The sequence below is a fragment of the Martinezella lusitana genome, assembly GCF_900094565.1.
Lineage (GTDB): Bacteria > Pseudomonadota > Alphaproteobacteria > Rhizobiales > Rhizobiaceae > Rhizobium > Rhizobium lusitanum.
Map to the genome: position 1 here is coordinate 271,917 of NZ_FMAF01000001.1, position 16,390 is coordinate 288,306.

A 16,390-nucleotide genomic window follows, 5' to 3' on the forward strand; every position below is an offset into this window, starting at 1 on the left:
CGTGTACAAAAGATGCTGAAATCGCAGATGGTTAAGAAAGTTTTACCTCGCCCTCTGGACAAGGCGAATCACGAGTGATTCATTAAGGCAGATTCGGGCGAGCGGCGCAGCGAATCACACGAGGGACAAGGCTAGAGCGATGGTGGACGTGCGGCGGGCAACCGCGGCCGATGGACGGCTGCGTGTTAATTTCGACGGTCTGAAATCCTGGCATAGCGGCGTTACTGATCGGACGGGTGTCCGGGTGGAGACGATGTCGCGTCGCTTCCCGCAGACCGAACATATCCTCAAGCGCATCATCCCGGTCCTCATCATTTCCTTCCTGATGGTGGTTGCCGCCTCGCATTTCTTCGGCATGGTCACCGAACACGGCCGGATGGCGGCATCAGCCCGGCGCGCGACCTCGCTTTCCATCGCCGCCGCATCGGCCGCCCTTTCAAACGATGCCAGCCTGTTCCAGGCCGGCAACCGGAGCGACGCGGAGCGGAAGCTTGCGACCTACCTGCCGCAGGATCGGCTGGATAGCGGCGCATTCGTTCTGCTCGTGCAGTCGAGCGGAAGGGTTTTCGGCTCATCCGCCGCCGGCTCCGCCTATATCGGCATGTTGATCTTCGACTTCTTTCCCGAGGTATCCGCCATCCGGAATTTCGGCGATCACGCCGGCGTCATCGAGACGATGATCGACGGCGAGCCTTATTATGCGGCGATTTCATTGATCGGCGACAAGGGCGATTTCATTCTGTCGGCCGCATCGATGGAGCAGATCGACAAGCTCTGGCGCGATGAGCTGACGCTCAACGTCACGCTCTTTGCCGGCATTTCGTCCATTCTGCTCGTCATTCTCTATGCCTATTACACGCAGGTGAAGCGGGCCCGCGATGCCGACGAAATCTTCCTCGAATCCAACCTGCGCGTCGAGACGGCCCTTTCCCGCGGCCGTTGCGGCCTCTGGGATTTCGATTTCACCAGCCGCAAGTTCTTCTGGTCGCGGTCGATGTACGACATGCTTGGAATGCCGGCCGCCGACAAGCCGCTCGCCTTCACCGATGCGGCACGCCTGATGCACCCGGATGACAACAGCCTGCATATGCTGGCCCGCTCCGTCACCCGCGGCAGCGCCGGCCAGGTCGACCAGATTCTTCGCATTCGCCATGCCAAGGGGCATTATGTCTGGATGCGTGCCCGCGCCCAGGTCATTCGCACCAATTCCGGCCGCGTGCACATGATCGGCATCGCCATGGACGTCACCGAACAGCATCGGCTGGCGCAGCGCTATGCCGAAGCCGACCAGCGGCTGGCCGATGCGATCGAATGCACCTCAGAAGCCTTCGTCTTGTGGGACAAGAATGATCGCCTTGTCATGTGCAACGCCCACTTCCAGCAGGCTTACGGACTGCCGGACAAGGTGCTCGTGCCGGGGGCCGAACGCGCCATGGTCAACGCCGCCGCGGCTCGGCCAGTCATCGAGCGCCGCATTGTCGATCCCGGCCGCTCCAATCATTCGCAGACGACGGAAGTCCAGCTTGCCGATGAGCGCTGGCTGCAGATCAACGAACGCCGGACCCGTGACGGCGGCCTCGTTTCCGTCGGCACCGACATCACGCAGTTGAAACGCAACCAGGAACGGCTGCGCGAATCCGAGCGACGGCTGATGGCGACGATCAACGATCTCTCGGCTTCACGCCAGATCCTGGAACGGCAAAAGGCGGAACTGTCGACCGCCAATGCCAATTACCTCTGCGAAAAGGAACGCGCCGAGGCCGCCAACAGGGCGAAATCGGAATTCCTCGCCAATATGTCGCATGAGCTGCGCACGCCGCTCAACGCCATCCTCGGCTTTTCGGAGATCTTGCAGGATCAGATGTTCGGCCCGCTCGGCTCGGCGCGATACAATGAATATGCCAAGGATATCCATGACAGCGGCAAGCATCTGCTGAACGTCATCAACGATATCCTCGATATGTCCAAAATCGAGGCCGGCCATATCAAGCTCAGCTGCGAGCAGGTCGACCTCGCTCCACTGATCGAGGAATGCCTGCGTCTCACCCGCATTCCCGCCACACACAAGAACATTCTCGTCGAGCAGTGCATCTCTGCCGATATCAGGCTCAGCGCCGATCGCCGCGCCATGAAGCAGATCGTGCTCAATCTGCTCTCCAACGCCGTGAAATTCACCAATGACGGCGGCCGCATCGCGGTTCGTACCCGCAAGGTCGAGGATGCCGTGGTGCTGATCATCGCCGATACCGGCATCGGCATTCCAAAATCGGCCCTGAGCAAGATCGGCCAACCCTTCGAGCAGGTGCAAAGCCAATATGCGAAAAGCAAGGGAGGCTCCGGCCTGGGGCTCGCGATTTCGCGATCGCTGACCGCGCTGCATAACGGCCGCATGCGTATCCGCTCCCGTGAGGGCGTCGGCACGGTCATCGCTATTCGCATTCCCGATCGGCGCTGATCAGCTTCCCACCGTTGTCTGGAATATTTTTCGTACCGCCTTCGAGAGCCGCTTCAGCTCCGCTTCGAGCGTGCGAATATCGGGACAGTCGCCTGCACGGCAGACCAGCTCGATCAGCCCGGAAGGCGCATGTCCCGGATCGAACAAACCGTCGATGCAAAGCCGGATCAGCTGCGACAGCGCGGTATAGAGATGCAGGGCCTCCAGACAAACATCGAGATCGTTGCGGTCCATCAGACTGCCGCCGAGCAATTTCAATGCATCGGCTGTACTGAGGCCGTTCGCATCTATGCCGACGCCGCGAGTCGGCGCGATGAGCCGCAAATATTGCGCAATGAATTCGATATCGATCAGCCCGCCGGGGATCAGTTTCAGATCCCAGATGCTTTCCGGCGGCTTCTCCTGTTCGATCAGTCTGCGCATCTCCAGGACATCCTTGGCGATCTTGGCGATATCTCGCCTTGCGGAAAGAACCTCGCCGATGATGCGTTCGGCATTCAGCGTCAGTTCCTCGTCGCCGCAGATCAGGCGCGCTCGCGAAAGCGCCATATGTTCCCAGGTCCAGGCTTCCTCGCGTTGGTATCTTTCGAAGGAGTTGATGCGCGTGGCGACCGGGCCTTTGTTGCCCGAGGGGCGCAGGCGCATGTCGACCTCATAGAGCACGCCTTCGGCCGTCGGGGCCGAAAGAGCCGCGATCAGGCGCTGGGTGATGCGGGTGAAATAACGGGTCGCATCCAGCGGCTTCGGACCTGAGGATTCACCTGCCGTATCGTCATAGTCGTAGAGCAGGATGATATCGATGTCGGAACCTGCCGTGAGCTCGAAACTGCCGAGCTTGCCCATCCCGACGACGGCGACGCGGCCGCCGGGATATTCGCCATGGGCCGCGCGGATTTCCTTCATTACAGCATCCAGCGCCGCCTCGACGATCAGATCGGCGAGATAGGTGAAGGCGCGGGCGGCCATGAAACCGCCGATCGCGCCCGTCAGCAGGCGAATGCCAATCAGGAAGCGCTGTTCGGACGCAAAGATGCGCAAGCGGTCAAGCACCTCCTCATAATGCCTCGCCGGCGCCAGAAAGCTTCTGATGCGCTCCGCCAGATAGTCCCGTGTCGGCAGTTCGGCCATGAGACCCGGGTCCAGCATGCCGTCGAAGACATGCGGCTTGGCGGCTATGATCTCGGCGAGACGCGGTGCCGACGACATGATGTTGACGATGAGCGAGAGCAATGCCGGATTGGTGCTGAGCAGCGAGAAGAGCTGAATGCCCGCCGGCAATCCGGAGATGAAGCTGTCGAAGCGCAGCAGCGCCTTGTCTGCCCGCTTGCTTTCGCCGAAGACCCTCAGCAGCTCGGGCGTCAGCTCGGTCAGCCGCTCGCGCGCCTCGACCGATTGCGTGGCGCGATATCGCCCATAGTGCCAGGTGCGGATGACGTTGGAGATATCTGAAGGTCTCTCGAAGCCGAGACGTCGCAGCGTCTCCAGCGTATCGGGATCATCACCCTGACCAGTGAAGACCAGATTGCCGGTTTCGGTCGACAGTTTTGTTTCCTGCTCGAACAGGCGGGCATAGCGTCGCTCGACCGTTTTCAAGATCGTTACCAAAGCCACGGAAAAAGCCGATACGTCGGCAAACCCCATCATGAAAGCAACGCGCTTCAGCTCGGTGTCCGTCTCCGGAAGCAGATGCGTCTGCTCGTCGCGCACCATCTGCACGCGGTGCTCGACATCGCGCAGGAACCAGTAGGCGGCCGCCAGCTCGTCGCGCGTTTCCGCGTCTATCCATTTCGCCTTGGTCAGCTCCGCCAGCGTTTCCTCCGTCGAACGGCAGCGCAGCGCCGGCATGCGGCCGCCGGCGATCAGCTGCTGCGTCTGTACGAAGAACTCGATCTCGCGAATGCCGCCGCGGCCAAGCTTGACATTGTGGCCCTTGACCGCAATGGCGCCGTGCCCCTTGTGCGCATGGATCTGCCGCTTGATGGAATGAATGTCCGATATCGCGGCATAGTCGAGATATTTGCGAAAGACGAAGGGCACGAGATCGCGGATGAAGGCCTGCCCCGCGGCGATGTCGCCGCCGACGGACCGGGCCTTGATGAAAGCGGCGCGCTCCCAGTTCTGCCCCCTGCCCTCATAATAGATCATCGCCGCATCGACGGGGATCGCAAGCGGCGTCGAACCGGGGTCGGGCCGCAGACGCAGGTCGGTGCGGAACACGTAGCCATCGGCCGTGCGCTCCTGCAAAATGCGCACCAGCCGGCGCATCAGCCGCGGAAAGATATCGATCGCGTCTTCCGGATTGGGAACGATACCGGCCGTTTCGTCAAAGAAAACGACGATGTCGATATCGGACGAGTAATTCAGCTCCTCAGCACCGAGCTTGCCCATGCCGAGCACGATCAGGCCCGATTTCCGGCTTGGAGCGGCGGGATCGGCAACCGAGATCTTGCCGGCTACGTGCGAAGACAACAGCAGATGGTCGATCGCCGCGGAGATGGAAGCTTCCGCAAGGGCGCTCAGCCAGCGGGTGGTCACCCTCCCGTCATAGATACGCGCAAGGTCGGCAAGCGCGATCAGGAAGGCGGCCCGGCGTTTGGCCACCCGCAGACGGCTCATGACTTCGGATTCCGAAGGCGACGCCCCACCGTCTTCCGCCGGCAACCAGGCACGACGGGCCTGTTCGACCAGTGCCTTGATCTGCGGCGACAATGGTTTCTCGATGGCCGCAACGAGCAGCGACGGTTCGAGATTGGCCATTTCGCGCAGATGGGGCGACAGTGCCAGCGCGGCGACGACAAAATCCCGCAGGGAACTCTCGCCGCCTAGCAGGGCGGCGATTGCCGGCTCCACGCCGGCGATCTGCTTGAGATCGGCGAGCGTGGACTTCAATTCCGTCTGGTTCAGCGGCCGCAACCGCCCAGGCGGGACATCCCGCAACAAATCGCCTTGCGTCGTCGTCATGCAGCTCTCCCCAAGAGCAATCGGATAAGGCAGGATTAGTCTATTGTTTCTGTGTGGGGAAGATCATGGTGACCGTTAGTCCCTTGGCATCGGAATGCTCGGGATCGGTATCCGAAAGCTCGAGCCGGCCTCCATGCAGCTCCATGACGGCTTCCACCAGCGCCAGGCCAAGGCCCGTTCCCGGCTTGGAACGGCTTTCGTCCAGGCGGAAGAAGCGCTTGATCACATCGGCGCGCTGATGGGCGGGAATGCCGGGACCGTGGTCCGCAACGGCAAGCATGACAGCATCATGCGTGCGCGACAGCTTGAACGTCACCGCCGGCTCGCCACGGCAACCGGCCGCATATTTGAGGGCGTTGTCGATGAGGTTGAACAGCGCTTGACCGATCAGTTCGCGATTGCCCTGCACCTCCACATCCGGCTCGATGTCGGCCGTGAGCGCCAGACCAACCTCTTCGGCGGCCGGTTCATAGAGTTCGGCCGTATCGGCGACGATGGAAGAAAGATCGACGGCGGTCATTTCGGCCGCCACGGACCCCGCCTCGACGCGGGAAATCATCAGCAGCGCGTTGAAGGTGCGGATCAGCTGGTCCGATTCGCCGATGATGCCCTCGAGCGCGACGCGACGGCCCTCGCTATCGCCATTGTCGACCGCCTCCGCAGCCTTGTTCCTCAACCGCGTCAGCGGCGTTTTCAGGTCATGCGCAATATTGTCCGAGACCTGCCGCAAGCCTTCGTTCAATTTCTCGATGCGCCCCAACATGGCGTTCAGCGATGCCGACATGCGGTCGAACTCATCGCCGGAGCCCCCAACGGGCAGGCGTTGCGAAAGGTCGCCCGCCATGATCTTACGGCTGGCATCCGTCATCCGGTCGATGCGCTTCAAGGCGTTGCGGCCGATACCGAACCAGATGACCAGCGCACCGACCCCCATGATCGCCAGCGCCAGCATCAGCGCCTGGCGCACCAGCAGGCGGAAGCGCTCCGGTTCGCCGAGGTCGCGGCCGATCAGGATGCGCAGGCCGTTGTCGAGAATGAAGATATTGGCGATCGCCAGATGCCGGCGCTCCGGATCGTTGGTTGCGTCGGTATAGCGCTCGTAGGTGAAAGGCAGTTCCGTCCAGCCGGCCTGACCGAGTACACCGGGCTGCACCGAGGCGACGTTGCCGGCGAGGATATCGCCGGAGGGGCCGGCAATGACGTAGAGATTGGCGCCTGGCTGGCGGGCCCTACGCTCCATCGTGCGCAAGAGCAGGTTCAGGCCGCCAATATCGTAGGCACGCTTGACCTGATTGACTTCCTGCTGAACGGCATCGCGGATCTGACCGGTCAGCAACCGCTCGGACATGGCCGTCACGTAGAAAACGAGCGTGGCGGCACAGAGCGCAAAAAGAAGGATGTAGAGAGCTGATAGGCGGACTGCGGTGGACTTGAAGAGGACGCGAAAGCGACTCATCCCTCATCCTTGATCATATAACCGGCGCCGCGGATCGTCTTGAGCAGCGGCTGGCTGAAATCCTTCTCGATCTTGGAGCGCAGTCGCGAGACATGTACGTCGATGACGTTGGTCTGCGGATCGAAATGGTAATCCCAGACATTCTCGAGAAGCATGGTGCGGGTGACAACCTGGCCGGCATTCTTCATCAGATATTCCAGCAGGCGGAATTCGCGCGGTTGCAGCGGGATCTCCTTGCCGCCGCGGCGCACCTCATGCGACAGCCGGTCGAGCTCCAGATCGCCGACGCGATAGAGCACATCCTGCTCCGGCGTACCCTTGCGACGGCCGAGGACCTCGACGCGCGCCAGCAACTCGCTGAAAGCATAGGGCTTCGGCAGATAATCGTCGCCGCCGGCACGCAGGCCGGTGACGCGATCATCCACCTGGCCGAGCGCGGAGAGAATGAGGACCGGCGTGTGTACGCCCTTGCGGCGCAATTCGCTGATGACAGACAGTCCGTCGCGGCGGGGCAGCATGCGGTCGATGATGGCAACATCGTAGGTGTTCTCGGTGCCCATGAAGAGACCGCTCTCGCCGTCGCTTGCGTGATCGGCAACTATGCCGGCCTCGCGAAACGCCTTGGTGAGGTAGGCCGCCGCTTCGAGATCGTCTTCGATGATCAGAATCTTCATGTGGGCGACATTACCCGCCGAGGGCGTATCGGCACAACCGGAATCGGAAGAGGTCACGGCATGTTGGCCAGCGGTCGTCATTTTTCACCTGCCTTGAAGCCAGTCATTGTGGGGGCTTTGAAAAGGGAAGCCGCACAAGCCGTGGCCTGCGCGGCTTCCCAATGCATTCAGTCGGCTGATGGGATCAGCCGGCGTTGATCGGCAGGGCTACGAAGCGGCTGCCATCGTTGGACTGGATCTGGAACAGCGCGCGCGTGCGGCCGTCCTTCTTCGCCTGTTCGATGACCTTGGAGATGTCGCCGGCATTCGAGATCTGCTGGTTGTTGACGGAAGTGATCTTCTCGCCTTCCTTTATGCCCTTGTCGGCAGCATCGGAGTCGGGATCGACAGCGGTGATCGCCACACCCTTGCCGTCGTCGGACGGACCGACTGTCATGCCGAGATCAGCCAGAGCCTTTTCGGAGGACGGCTGCTGCGGCTGGTTCGGCTGCGAGTCGTCGTTGGAAGCCTGGTTCTGATCGGCCGGCAAGCTGCCGAGTTCGACCGTGACGGATTGGGACTTGCCATTACGCCACAGGGACACCTCGACCTTGGCACCCGGCTGCATGGCGCCGATGCGACGGGCGAGGTCACGCGGGTCCTTGACCGGTTCGCCATTGACTGCCGTGACCACGTCGCCGTTCTTGATGCCGGCCTTCTGTCCCGGGGAGCCGTCCTGCGGGGAAACGACAAGCGCGCCACTTGCGTCGGAAAGGCCGAGGGATTCGGCAATATCCTTGCTGACGGGCTGGATCTGTACGCCAAGCCAGCCGCGCGAAACGGTGCCGGTCTTGATCAGATCGGTCACGACATCCTTGGCGGTCGTTGCCGGGATCGCGAAGGCGATGCCGACGCTACCGCCCGACTGCGAGAAGATAGCGGTATTGATACCGACCACCTGGCCGTTGAGGTTGAAGGTCGGACCGCCGGAATTGCCCTTGTTCACCGGTGCGTCGATCTGGATATAATCGTCATAGGGGCCGGAATGAATATCGCGGCCACGAGCGGAAACGATGCCGGCGGTGACCGTACCGCCAAGACCAAACGGGTTGCCGACGGCAACGACCCAGTCACCAACGCGAACCTTGGCGTCGTCGGCCCAGCCGACATAGGTGAACTTCTTGCCCTTGGGGTCGACCTTCAGAACGGCGAGGTCGGTACGCGAATCCTTGCCGACGAGCTTGGCGTCAAGCTCGGTGCCGTCGTTGAGGACGACGACGAAGGCAGCGCCGTCGGAAACGACGTGGTTGTTGGTGACGATATAGCCGTCCTCCGACACGAAGAAGCCGGAGCCTTGAGCGACCGGCCGCAGACGACCCTTGCCGTCCTCGGAGTTCTTCTGCTGGTTCTGGCCCTTCTGCTGGCCGCGGCCCTGCTGCTGCTCGAACTGCTTGAAGAACTTCTTCAGCGGATGATCGTCGGGAAGGTCGTCGAAGCCACGGCCGAGCCCGAAGGAATCGTCTTCATCGGCAACCGTATTGATGCGGGATTCGACACGGACCGAGACGACCGCCGGCGATACGGCATCCACCACGTTGGCGAAACTCGGCACCTGCGGCGCCTGCACATTGACGACATCGGCATAGGAATTGCTGACGACAGCCGGAACACCCGTAGTCAGAGCAGCGACAGCGAGGCCGGCGACGACAGAAGCCTTCATAGCGGTGCTACGGGACAAGGTGTTCTTGATATTCCTGAACATATGCGAGTTACCTTCTCTTCTCTCGTCAGATTTCCACGGATGGGAAACCGGTTATGATGCGTGATGGTAAAGATATAGGGCGCCGGACGTTACAACGAACTGTCCGCCCCATGAAAAATTCGTAATGTATGGAAATGATTGCAATGGCGCGCGGGTAAATGACGACCGCATCACTTGCCGAGGATATTGTCCAATTGCGCCTCTTCCTCCGGAGTGAGAGGCTTGCCGGTCGGCTTACCGGCACGGCGACGGGCATAGACGACAAGGGCAAATCCACCTACGACAAAGAGCGCAATCGGTGCGCCCCAAAGTATAAGCGTCTTCTCCGTAAAACGCGGCTTCAGCAGGACGAACTCGCCGTAGCGGGAAACGATGTAATCGAGCACCTGCCTGTCGGTATCTCCGTCGACGAGGCGTTTGCGCACGAGCAATCGCAGATCACGGGCAAGATCGGCATTGGAATCGTCGATGGACTGGTTCTGGCAGACCATACAGCGCAATTCGGATGAGATGGTGCGCGCCCGCGCTTCCAGAGCTGGATCGGGCAGGACCTCGTCCGGATTGACGGCGAAGGCCGGCAGCGGCGCCATGATCGCCGCAAGACAGAGGCACAGGCGTGCAAAGGTCGCCAGAGCCTGTGCGATCGCGAGATGGGATGTCGACCAACCTCTGCTCATTCCGCCGGCTCCAAGGCGGGGCGCGCCTGCTTTACCTTGCGGCTCGGCGCGCCGACACGCAGGCGGCGATCGCTAAGCGAAACGAAGCCGCCGATGGCCATGACGAGAGCGCCCATCCAGATGCAGAGAATGAACGGTTTCCACCAGATGCGCACCACCATGCCGCCATCCTTGCTGGCGTCACCCACCGACACGTAGAGCTGGCTCGGCCCAAGCGTCAGGATGCCGGCCTCGGTGGTTGCCGTGCGGTTGGCCGTGAAGACGCGCTTGGACGACGACATTTTCGCGAAGGCGACGCCGCCGCGGCTTACCGTGAAGCGGGCGCGATCTTCCGTGTAGTTCGGGCCGACGCCCGGTTGCATGCCCTCGAAACGCAGGCTGTAGCCGCCGAGTTCGGCCGTCTCGCCCGGTTTCATGCTGGTGATGTTCTCCGTCTCGAAGGTCGTCACGGCAACGATACCGAGCACGGTGACGCCGAGACCGGCATGGGCAAGTGCCGTGCCGAAGGCGGAGCGCGGCAGCCCGCGCAGACGGCGCCAAGCGACATTTGCCGCCACCTTGCGAACGCCGGCGCGATACCAGAGATCGGCCAGGGCGCCGAAGACCAGGAAGAAGCCGGCGGCAAGGCCGAGAACGGCAAGCACCGGACCACCATGCCGCAAGTAGAAAAGAACAAGTCCGGCAAGGAAGGCAAGACCGGCCACAACATAGAGCCGCTGCAGCGCGCCGAGCAGGTCACCCCGCTTCCAGGCCAGCAAGGGGCCGAATGGCACGGCAATGAGGATCGGCATCATCAACAGCCCGAACGTCATGTTGAAGAACGGCGGCCCCACGGAAATCTTGTCGCCGGTTAGGGTCTCCAGCGCCAGCGGATACAGCGTGCCCGTCAAGACAGTGCCGCAGGCAACCGTTAAGATGAGGTTGTTCAGCACCAGCGCGCCCTCGCGCGAGATCGGTGCAAACAATCCGCCGGCGGCAAGCTTCGGCGCACGGAAGGCGAAGAGCGACAGCGCGCCGCCGATGAAAAGGAGGAGAATGCAGAGAATGAAAATGCCCCGCGTCGGATCGCTGGCGAAGGAATGAACCGATGTCAGCACGCCGGAACGCACAAGGAATGTACCAAGCAGCGACAGCGAAAAGGTCAGGATCGCCAGCAGAACCGTCCAGATCTTCAGCGCATCGCGCTTTTCCATGACCAGTGCGGAATGCAGGAGCGCCGTCCCGGCAAGCCAGGGCATGAAGGAGGCATTCTCCACCGGATCCCAGAACCACCAGCCGCCCCAGCCGAGCTCGTAATAGGCCCAGTAGGAGCCCATGGCGATGCCGAGCGTCAGGAAGCTCCAGGCAGCCAGCGTCCAGGGCCGGACCCAGCGCGCCCAGGCAGCGTCTATGCGGCCCTCCAGCAGCGCCGCAACGGCGAAGGAGAAACAGACGGAAAAGCCGACATAGCCGAGATAGAGCAACGGCGGATGGATGGCGAGGCCGATATCCTGCAGGATGGGGTTGAGATCCCGGCCTTCGGCAGGCGCCGGGTCAAGCCGGATGAAGGGATTGGAGGTCAAGAGGATGAAGACCAGAAAAGCCGACGAGATCCAGGATTGTACGGCGAGAACATTGGCGCGCAGCACATCGGGCAGATTGCGGCCAAACAAGGCGACGAGTGCGCTGAACAGCGACAGGATCAACAGCCAGAGCATCATCGATCCCTCGTGATTGCCCCACACCCCGGAGATCTTGAAAATCAGCGGCATCAGCGAATGGGAATTGGCCCAGACGTTCAGCACCGAGAAATCGGAGGCCACATAGGCATAGGTGAGGGCGCCGAAGGAAAAAGCAACGAGCACAAACGTGACGACGGAACCGACCGGCGCGATATCCATCATCGACACATCGCCGCGCCGCGCGCCGATCACGGGGAGGATGGAAACGATAAGCGCGGTCGCCAGCGCGAGCACCAGGGCATAATGTCCGAGCTCGATGATCATTGAGTCGCCTCCTTACCCTTCCAGACGCCATCCGCCTTCAGCTTGTCGGCAACCTGTTTCGGCATGTAGCGCTCATCATGCTTGGCCAGAACGCTGTCCGCAACGAAGACATCGCTGCCCGGCTCGAATTTGCCTTCGGTCACGACACCCTGTCCCTCACGGAAGAGATCCGGCAGGAGGCCGTCATATCTCACCTTGATCGTATCTTTGCCGTCGGTCACAGAGAATTGTACCTGCGTGCCCTGGCCGCGCACGACGGAGCCTTGGCCGACGAGTCCGCCCAGGCGGATGAGCGTTCCGGCATTGACCGGCGTCTTGGCGAGATCACCAGGCATGTAGAAATAGGCAACCGACTGGCTGAAGGCGAACAGGACGAGCAGCACGGCGATGGCGATGAACCCCATGCCGCCGGCGATGACAGCCAGACGTTTCTGCTTGCGGGTCATTGCTGCGTCACCTCCGTCGGCAGTCCCAATTCTTTTGCCAGCGCCAGGAGCTGTTGTCCCTCCCCACCATCCGCCGGGAAGGCCGTAAGGCCGCGCTTCAGCGCATCGACGGCGCGATCCCGGTCGTTCAGCACGACATAGGAGCGGATCAACCGCATCCAGCCCTCGAAATTCTTCGGATCTTCCTTGAGCTTTGCATCGAGGCTATCGACCATGCCGCGGATCATCTGCTGGCGATCGCCGCTATTCAAGCTATTCGCAGCCGCGACATCCTCGGCCGTCGGATTGCCGGGCGCATTCACATTTGCGGACGCCACCGGCTTGCCGCCGTTCTTGACGATATGCTGGTCGACGGCCGCAAGCCACGGCGCATCCGGCGGCGATTGTTTCGCCAGAGCCTCGAATGCGGCTTTCGCATCCGCCGCCTTGCCTTCCTGCTCCAATGCCAGCGCCAGATAGTAGAGCGTTCGTGGGTTGGCGTCATCAAGCGCCCGCGATTGCTGCAGTACGCTGCGCGCATCCGCGGTTACGATACCATCAGCCTTGACCACCAACACCTCGCCCAGATCGCCGAGCCGCGCGGCGTTCGGCCCCAGCAGGCGGATGACGTTGCGATAGGCAAGCTCCGCATCGCCTATGCGGTTGGTCTTGAAGTAGATCGGCGCCAATACCTCCCACCCCTTGCCGTCATCGGGGTTCCTGGCGAGGTGCTGTTCGATCTTGACAATCGAGATAGCAAGATCGTTTCCGGGCTTTTCGAGCCGCGCTTCCAGCGGCTGCGACGGCAGCCCGGGCTCGCCATTGGCAAGATAAAGACAGAGCCCGACGACGGGAAGCATGACGACGATGAAGGCCTGGGAAAGGCGATAGCTGCCACGTTGAGACGATCTCGCTTCGCTCGCCTCCTCCTTGGAAGCGGCGATCAGGCGTCGGCCGATTTCCGCGCGGGCGTAGCCGGCCTCTTCCGCGGAAATCAGCCCGCCGGCAAGATCGCGATCCAGTTCACGAAGCTGATCGCGGTAGACCTCGGCCTCTCCCGAACGACGGTCGCCAGCCTCCTTTGCACCACGCAGAAGAGGGTGAAGCAACACAGCGCCGACAACAGCCGTCAGAACGGCCACGAGAATCCAGAACAGCATAGACGCCCAATACTTTAACGAGGCGCTTATTCCAACCGCGAAAGCCCCGTTGACGAAGATTTGAGGCGTTTGGCCGCGCCTATTATGCCTCCGCCCCAGCGGGAAAAGCTGCCCAAGGGGCGAATGAGGGGGTGAGGATCGAAACGACGAAGGCAATCCTGACGGTGCAACGCCGTCTCACCCGGCGCTTTGGCGCCACTCTCTCCCCACTGGCGCGAGGGCTAAGACCATCTCAGTTGAGCGGCGTCCATGTGCCGTTGTCATTGCGGCATGCGGCACCCCTTGCCGTGGTCGGCTTTCCCTCGACCGTGATCGTGTGCGTGTATTGCCGGCAATTTTGTGAGCCGACCTGATAGGGAGCGGCGGCAATGACCTCGCCGCTGGCATTCCTGCCGTTCCAGACCACGGGCTGACCGAGCGGCGAGCTTTCCAGCGCCCTGTACTCCGCTTCCAGCGCCCGCTGCAGGTCACTATCGCTGAGCTTGATGCCGGTTCGTCCGACAATGCCGCCTTCAAGCGCGACAATATAGGTCGTCGACCCCGCGGACTTCGAAGAGTGGAGCAGGCTTATGCCGCCGCCCTTGCCGCTCGTCGTCGAGCAACCTGAAAGCGCAATCGCGGCAAAAACGGAGGGGGCGATCAAGAAAAAGGTACGAAGCTTCATACAACCGAACCAGTATCAACAAGCAAACTATAGGTACTGCGATGCGGCATCATCATGACCCACCACATCTTTTTGTCATCATGCCGTGCCTCACGCAACATCCTTCGTCAGACCAGGCAGAATTAGACTGGCGCGAAGGCCGCCCCAGGCACCGCGGGAGAGTTCCAGCCGCCCCTGATATTCGTTGGTGATCTCGCTGACGATCGATAGCCCGAGACCGGTGCCCGGCTTGCTCTCGTCCAGCCTGCGCCCGCGCTTCATCGCCTCGCGGATCTGATCCGGCTCAAGGCCGGGTCCATCGTCCTCGACCACCAGCTCCACCCAATGACGCCGCACAGGATCGATGCCCTTGATTTCCGGCGGCGCCTCGCTCGCGGAAAGACGCACCTTGTGCTCGGCAAAGCGGGCGGCGTTTTCCAGCAGGTTACCGACCGTCTCCTCCAGATCCTGCTGCTCCATGGCAAGGGCAAGATTGGGAGCAACCGACAATTCGAACTCCTTGTCCGCGTTGAGCCGCCGCATGACTCGGACAAGCCGCTCCAGCGCCGGTTCCGCCTCTGTGCGCGCCAGCACGGATTCGCGCTGCGCCGCGATACGGGCACGGTTGAGATAGGATTGCACCTGCCCCTGCATAGCCTCGGCCTGGTTCTTCACCAGATCGCCGTGCGAGCGCTCCAGCACACGGGATTCGTTGAGCAGCACCGCGATCGGCGTCTTCAGCGAATGGGCGAGATTGCCTACCTGCATGCGGGCTCGCTCGACGATGCGTCGGTTGCTTTCGATCAGGGCGTTGACCTCATTGGCAAGCGGCAGGATCTCGCGCGGGAAATCGCCCTGCAAACGCTCGCTCTCGCCGGCACGGATGCGCTCCAGCGCCGCGCGGGCCTTATCGAGCGGCTTCAAACCGTAGAGAATGGCGAGCGCGTTGACGATGAGGCTGCCGACGCCGAAGCCGACGAGCGCAAAATAGAGGCTGTGGGAGAAATTGCGGACATCGTCCTCGACGACAGCGACATTGCCGGTGACGCGAAACCGAGCTGCATGGTCCGTATCGAACTGGATTTCGGTTTCAGCCACCTGCACGCGGTTTCCGAAGGCATCCGTAACGATGTAATAGCGCTGGTATTGCTTGTCGAAGGGTGCCTCCAGCACCGACAGCACCGGCAGGTTCGATGCGCCGAGGGACGGCGAGACCAGCGGTGTCGCGGTATAGGTACCGAGCGGTTCGACTATCCAGTACCAGCCGGTCTTCGGCTGGGCGAAGCGCAGGTCGCCAAGCTCCGGCTTGCCTGATAACTCACCCTGATCGCTGATCGTGACCGAATTGATCACACTGGAAAGCTGTGCGCGCAACAGGTCCTCAAAACCGCGCTCGGCGCTCTTACGATAGATATTGGAGATAACCAGGCCGATCACCACCAGCGCCACGGCGGACCAGAGTGTGGTCAACAGCAGGACGCGAGCGGTGAGCGACTTAATTCGCATTGGTCGGAGCTTGGATTCGGTAACCAAGGCCACGGACCGTCTCGATCAGATCGACGCCCATCTTCTTGCGCAGACGGCCGACGAAAACCTCGATCGTATTGGAATCGCGATCGAAATCCTGATCGTACATATGCTCGACCAACTCGGTGCGCGAGACGACTTCACCCTTGTGATGCATGAGGTAGGCAAGCAAGCGGTATTCATGAGAGGTGAGCTTGAGCGGCTTGCCGTCGACCGTCGCCTTCGAGCTCTTGGTGTCGAGCCGCACCGGACCGCAGATGATTTCCGAGGAGGCATGGCCTGCGGCGCGGCGGATCAATGCGCGGATACGGGCGAGCACCTCTTCGACATGGAATGGCTTGGCGACATAATCGTCGGCGCCGGCATCGATGCCGGCCACCTTGTCGCTCCAGCGGTCGCGAGCGGTCAGGATCAGCACAGGCGTGGCCCGCCCGGCGCCGCGCCATTTCTCCAGTACGGTGATGCCATCCATCTCTGGCAAACCAATGTCGAGAATGATGGCGTCGTAGGGTTCTGTATCGCCCAGGAAATGGCCTTCCTCGCCGTCAAAGGCCGTATCGACCACGTAGCCTGCCTCTTTCAAGGCCTCGGCTAGCTGGCGATTCAGATTGATATCGTCTTCGACTATGAGAATGCGCATGTTGGACCCAATTTCCCCGGTTCGAGAAACAGTACTGTAAATCGAG

12 protein-coding genes are annotated in these 16,390 nt (G+C 61.5%); 1 reads left to right on the forward strand and 11 read right to left on the reverse strand.

Translation table 11 applies throughout. The features are described from left to right. Positions 1-139: 139 nt before the first annotated feature. The gene (locus GA0061101_RS01245; RefSeq protein WP_037193763.1) at positions 140-2,455 is read left to right on the forward strand and encodes a PAS domain-containing sensor histidine kinase; all 2,316 of its coding nucleotides are present in this window, start codon (positions 140-142) and stop codon (positions 2,453-2,455) included. On the opposite strand, the gene GA0061101_RS01250 is transcribed toward GA0061101_RS01245, so the two are convergent. From GA0061101_RS01250 to GA0061101_RS01300, 11 genes are all read right to left on the reverse strand, one after another. Beyond that, positions 2,456-5,416 carry a bifunctional [glutamine synthetase] adenylyltransferase/[glutamine synthetase]-adenylyl-L-tyrosine phosphorylase gene (locus tag GA0061101_RS01250; RefSeq protein ID WP_092572858.1) on the reverse strand — a complete coding sequence of 987 codons (2,961 nt, stop codon included), beginning with the start codon at positions 5,414-5,416 and terminating at the stop codon, positions 2,456-2,458. 40 nt (positions 5,417-5,456) lie between these two features. Continuing rightward, positions 5,457-6,872 carry a sensor histidine kinase gene (locus tag GA0061101_RS01255; protein WP_047559755.1) on the reverse strand — a complete coding sequence of 472 codons (1,416 nt, stop codon included), beginning with the start codon at positions 6,870-6,872 and terminating at the stop codon, positions 5,457-5,459. Further along, the gene (locus GA0061101_RS01260; protein ID WP_037193758.1) at positions 6,869-7,627 is read right to left on the reverse strand and encodes a response regulator transcription factor; all 759 of its coding nucleotides are present in this window, start codon (positions 7,625-7,627) and stop codon (positions 6,869-6,871) included. The genes GA0061101_RS01255 and GA0061101_RS01260 overlap by 4 nt, the downstream gene beginning before the upstream one ends. A gap of 103 nt (positions 7,628-7,730) precedes the next feature. Then, positions 7,731-9,287, reverse strand: coding sequence for a Do family serine endopeptidase (locus GA0061101_RS01265; protein WP_037193757.1), 1,557 nt, complete (start codon positions 9,285-9,287; stop codon positions 7,731-7,733). 170 nt (positions 9,288-9,457) lie between these two features. Then, positions 9,458-9,964, reverse strand: coding sequence for a cytochrome c-type biogenesis protein (locus GA0061101_RS01270; RefSeq protein WP_051963345.1), 507 nt, complete (start codon positions 9,962-9,964; stop codon positions 9,458-9,460). Beyond that, complete coding sequence (locus GA0061101_RS01275; protein ID WP_092572859.1) at positions 9,961-11,949, reverse strand: heme lyase CcmF/NrfE family subunit; 1,989 nt, start codon at positions 11,947-11,949, stop codon at positions 9,961-9,963. The genes GA0061101_RS01270 and GA0061101_RS01275 overlap by 4 nt, the downstream gene beginning before the upstream one ends. After that, positions 11,946-12,395: a cytochrome c maturation protein CcmE gene (gene ccmE / locus GA0061101_RS01280; RefSeq protein WP_037193754.1), complete on the reverse strand. Its 450-nt coding sequence runs from the start codon at positions 12,393-12,395 to the stop codon at positions 11,946-11,948. Before ccmE ends, GA0061101_RS01275 begins: the two co-directional genes overlap by 4 nt. Continuing rightward, on the reverse strand, positions 12,392-13,534 hold the full coding sequence (gene ccmI, locus GA0061101_RS01285) for a c-type cytochrome biogenesis protein CcmI (protein WP_092572860.1): 1,143 nt from the start codon (positions 13,532-13,534) through the stop codon (positions 12,392-12,394). The genes ccmE and ccmI overlap by 4 nt, the downstream gene beginning before the upstream one ends. 232 nt (positions 13,535-13,766) lie before the next feature. Further along, positions 13,767-14,198: a membrane protein gene (locus GA0061101_RS01290; protein WP_037193752.1), complete on the reverse strand. Its 432-nt coding sequence runs from the start codon at positions 14,196-14,198 to the stop codon at positions 13,767-13,769. 90 nt (positions 14,199-14,288) lie between these two features. Continuing rightward, positions 14,289-15,683, reverse strand: coding sequence for a sensor histidine kinase (locus GA0061101_RS01295; protein ID WP_037193751.1), 1,395 nt, complete (start codon positions 15,681-15,683; stop codon positions 14,289-14,291). Then, positions 15,673-16,344, reverse strand: a complete 672-nt coding sequence (locus GA0061101_RS01300) for a response regulator transcription factor (protein WP_037193750.1) — start codon at positions 16,342-16,344, stop codon at positions 15,673-15,675. Before GA0061101_RS01300 ends, GA0061101_RS01295 begins: the two co-directional genes overlap by 11 nt. Positions 16,345-16,390 lie beyond the last annotated feature (46 nt).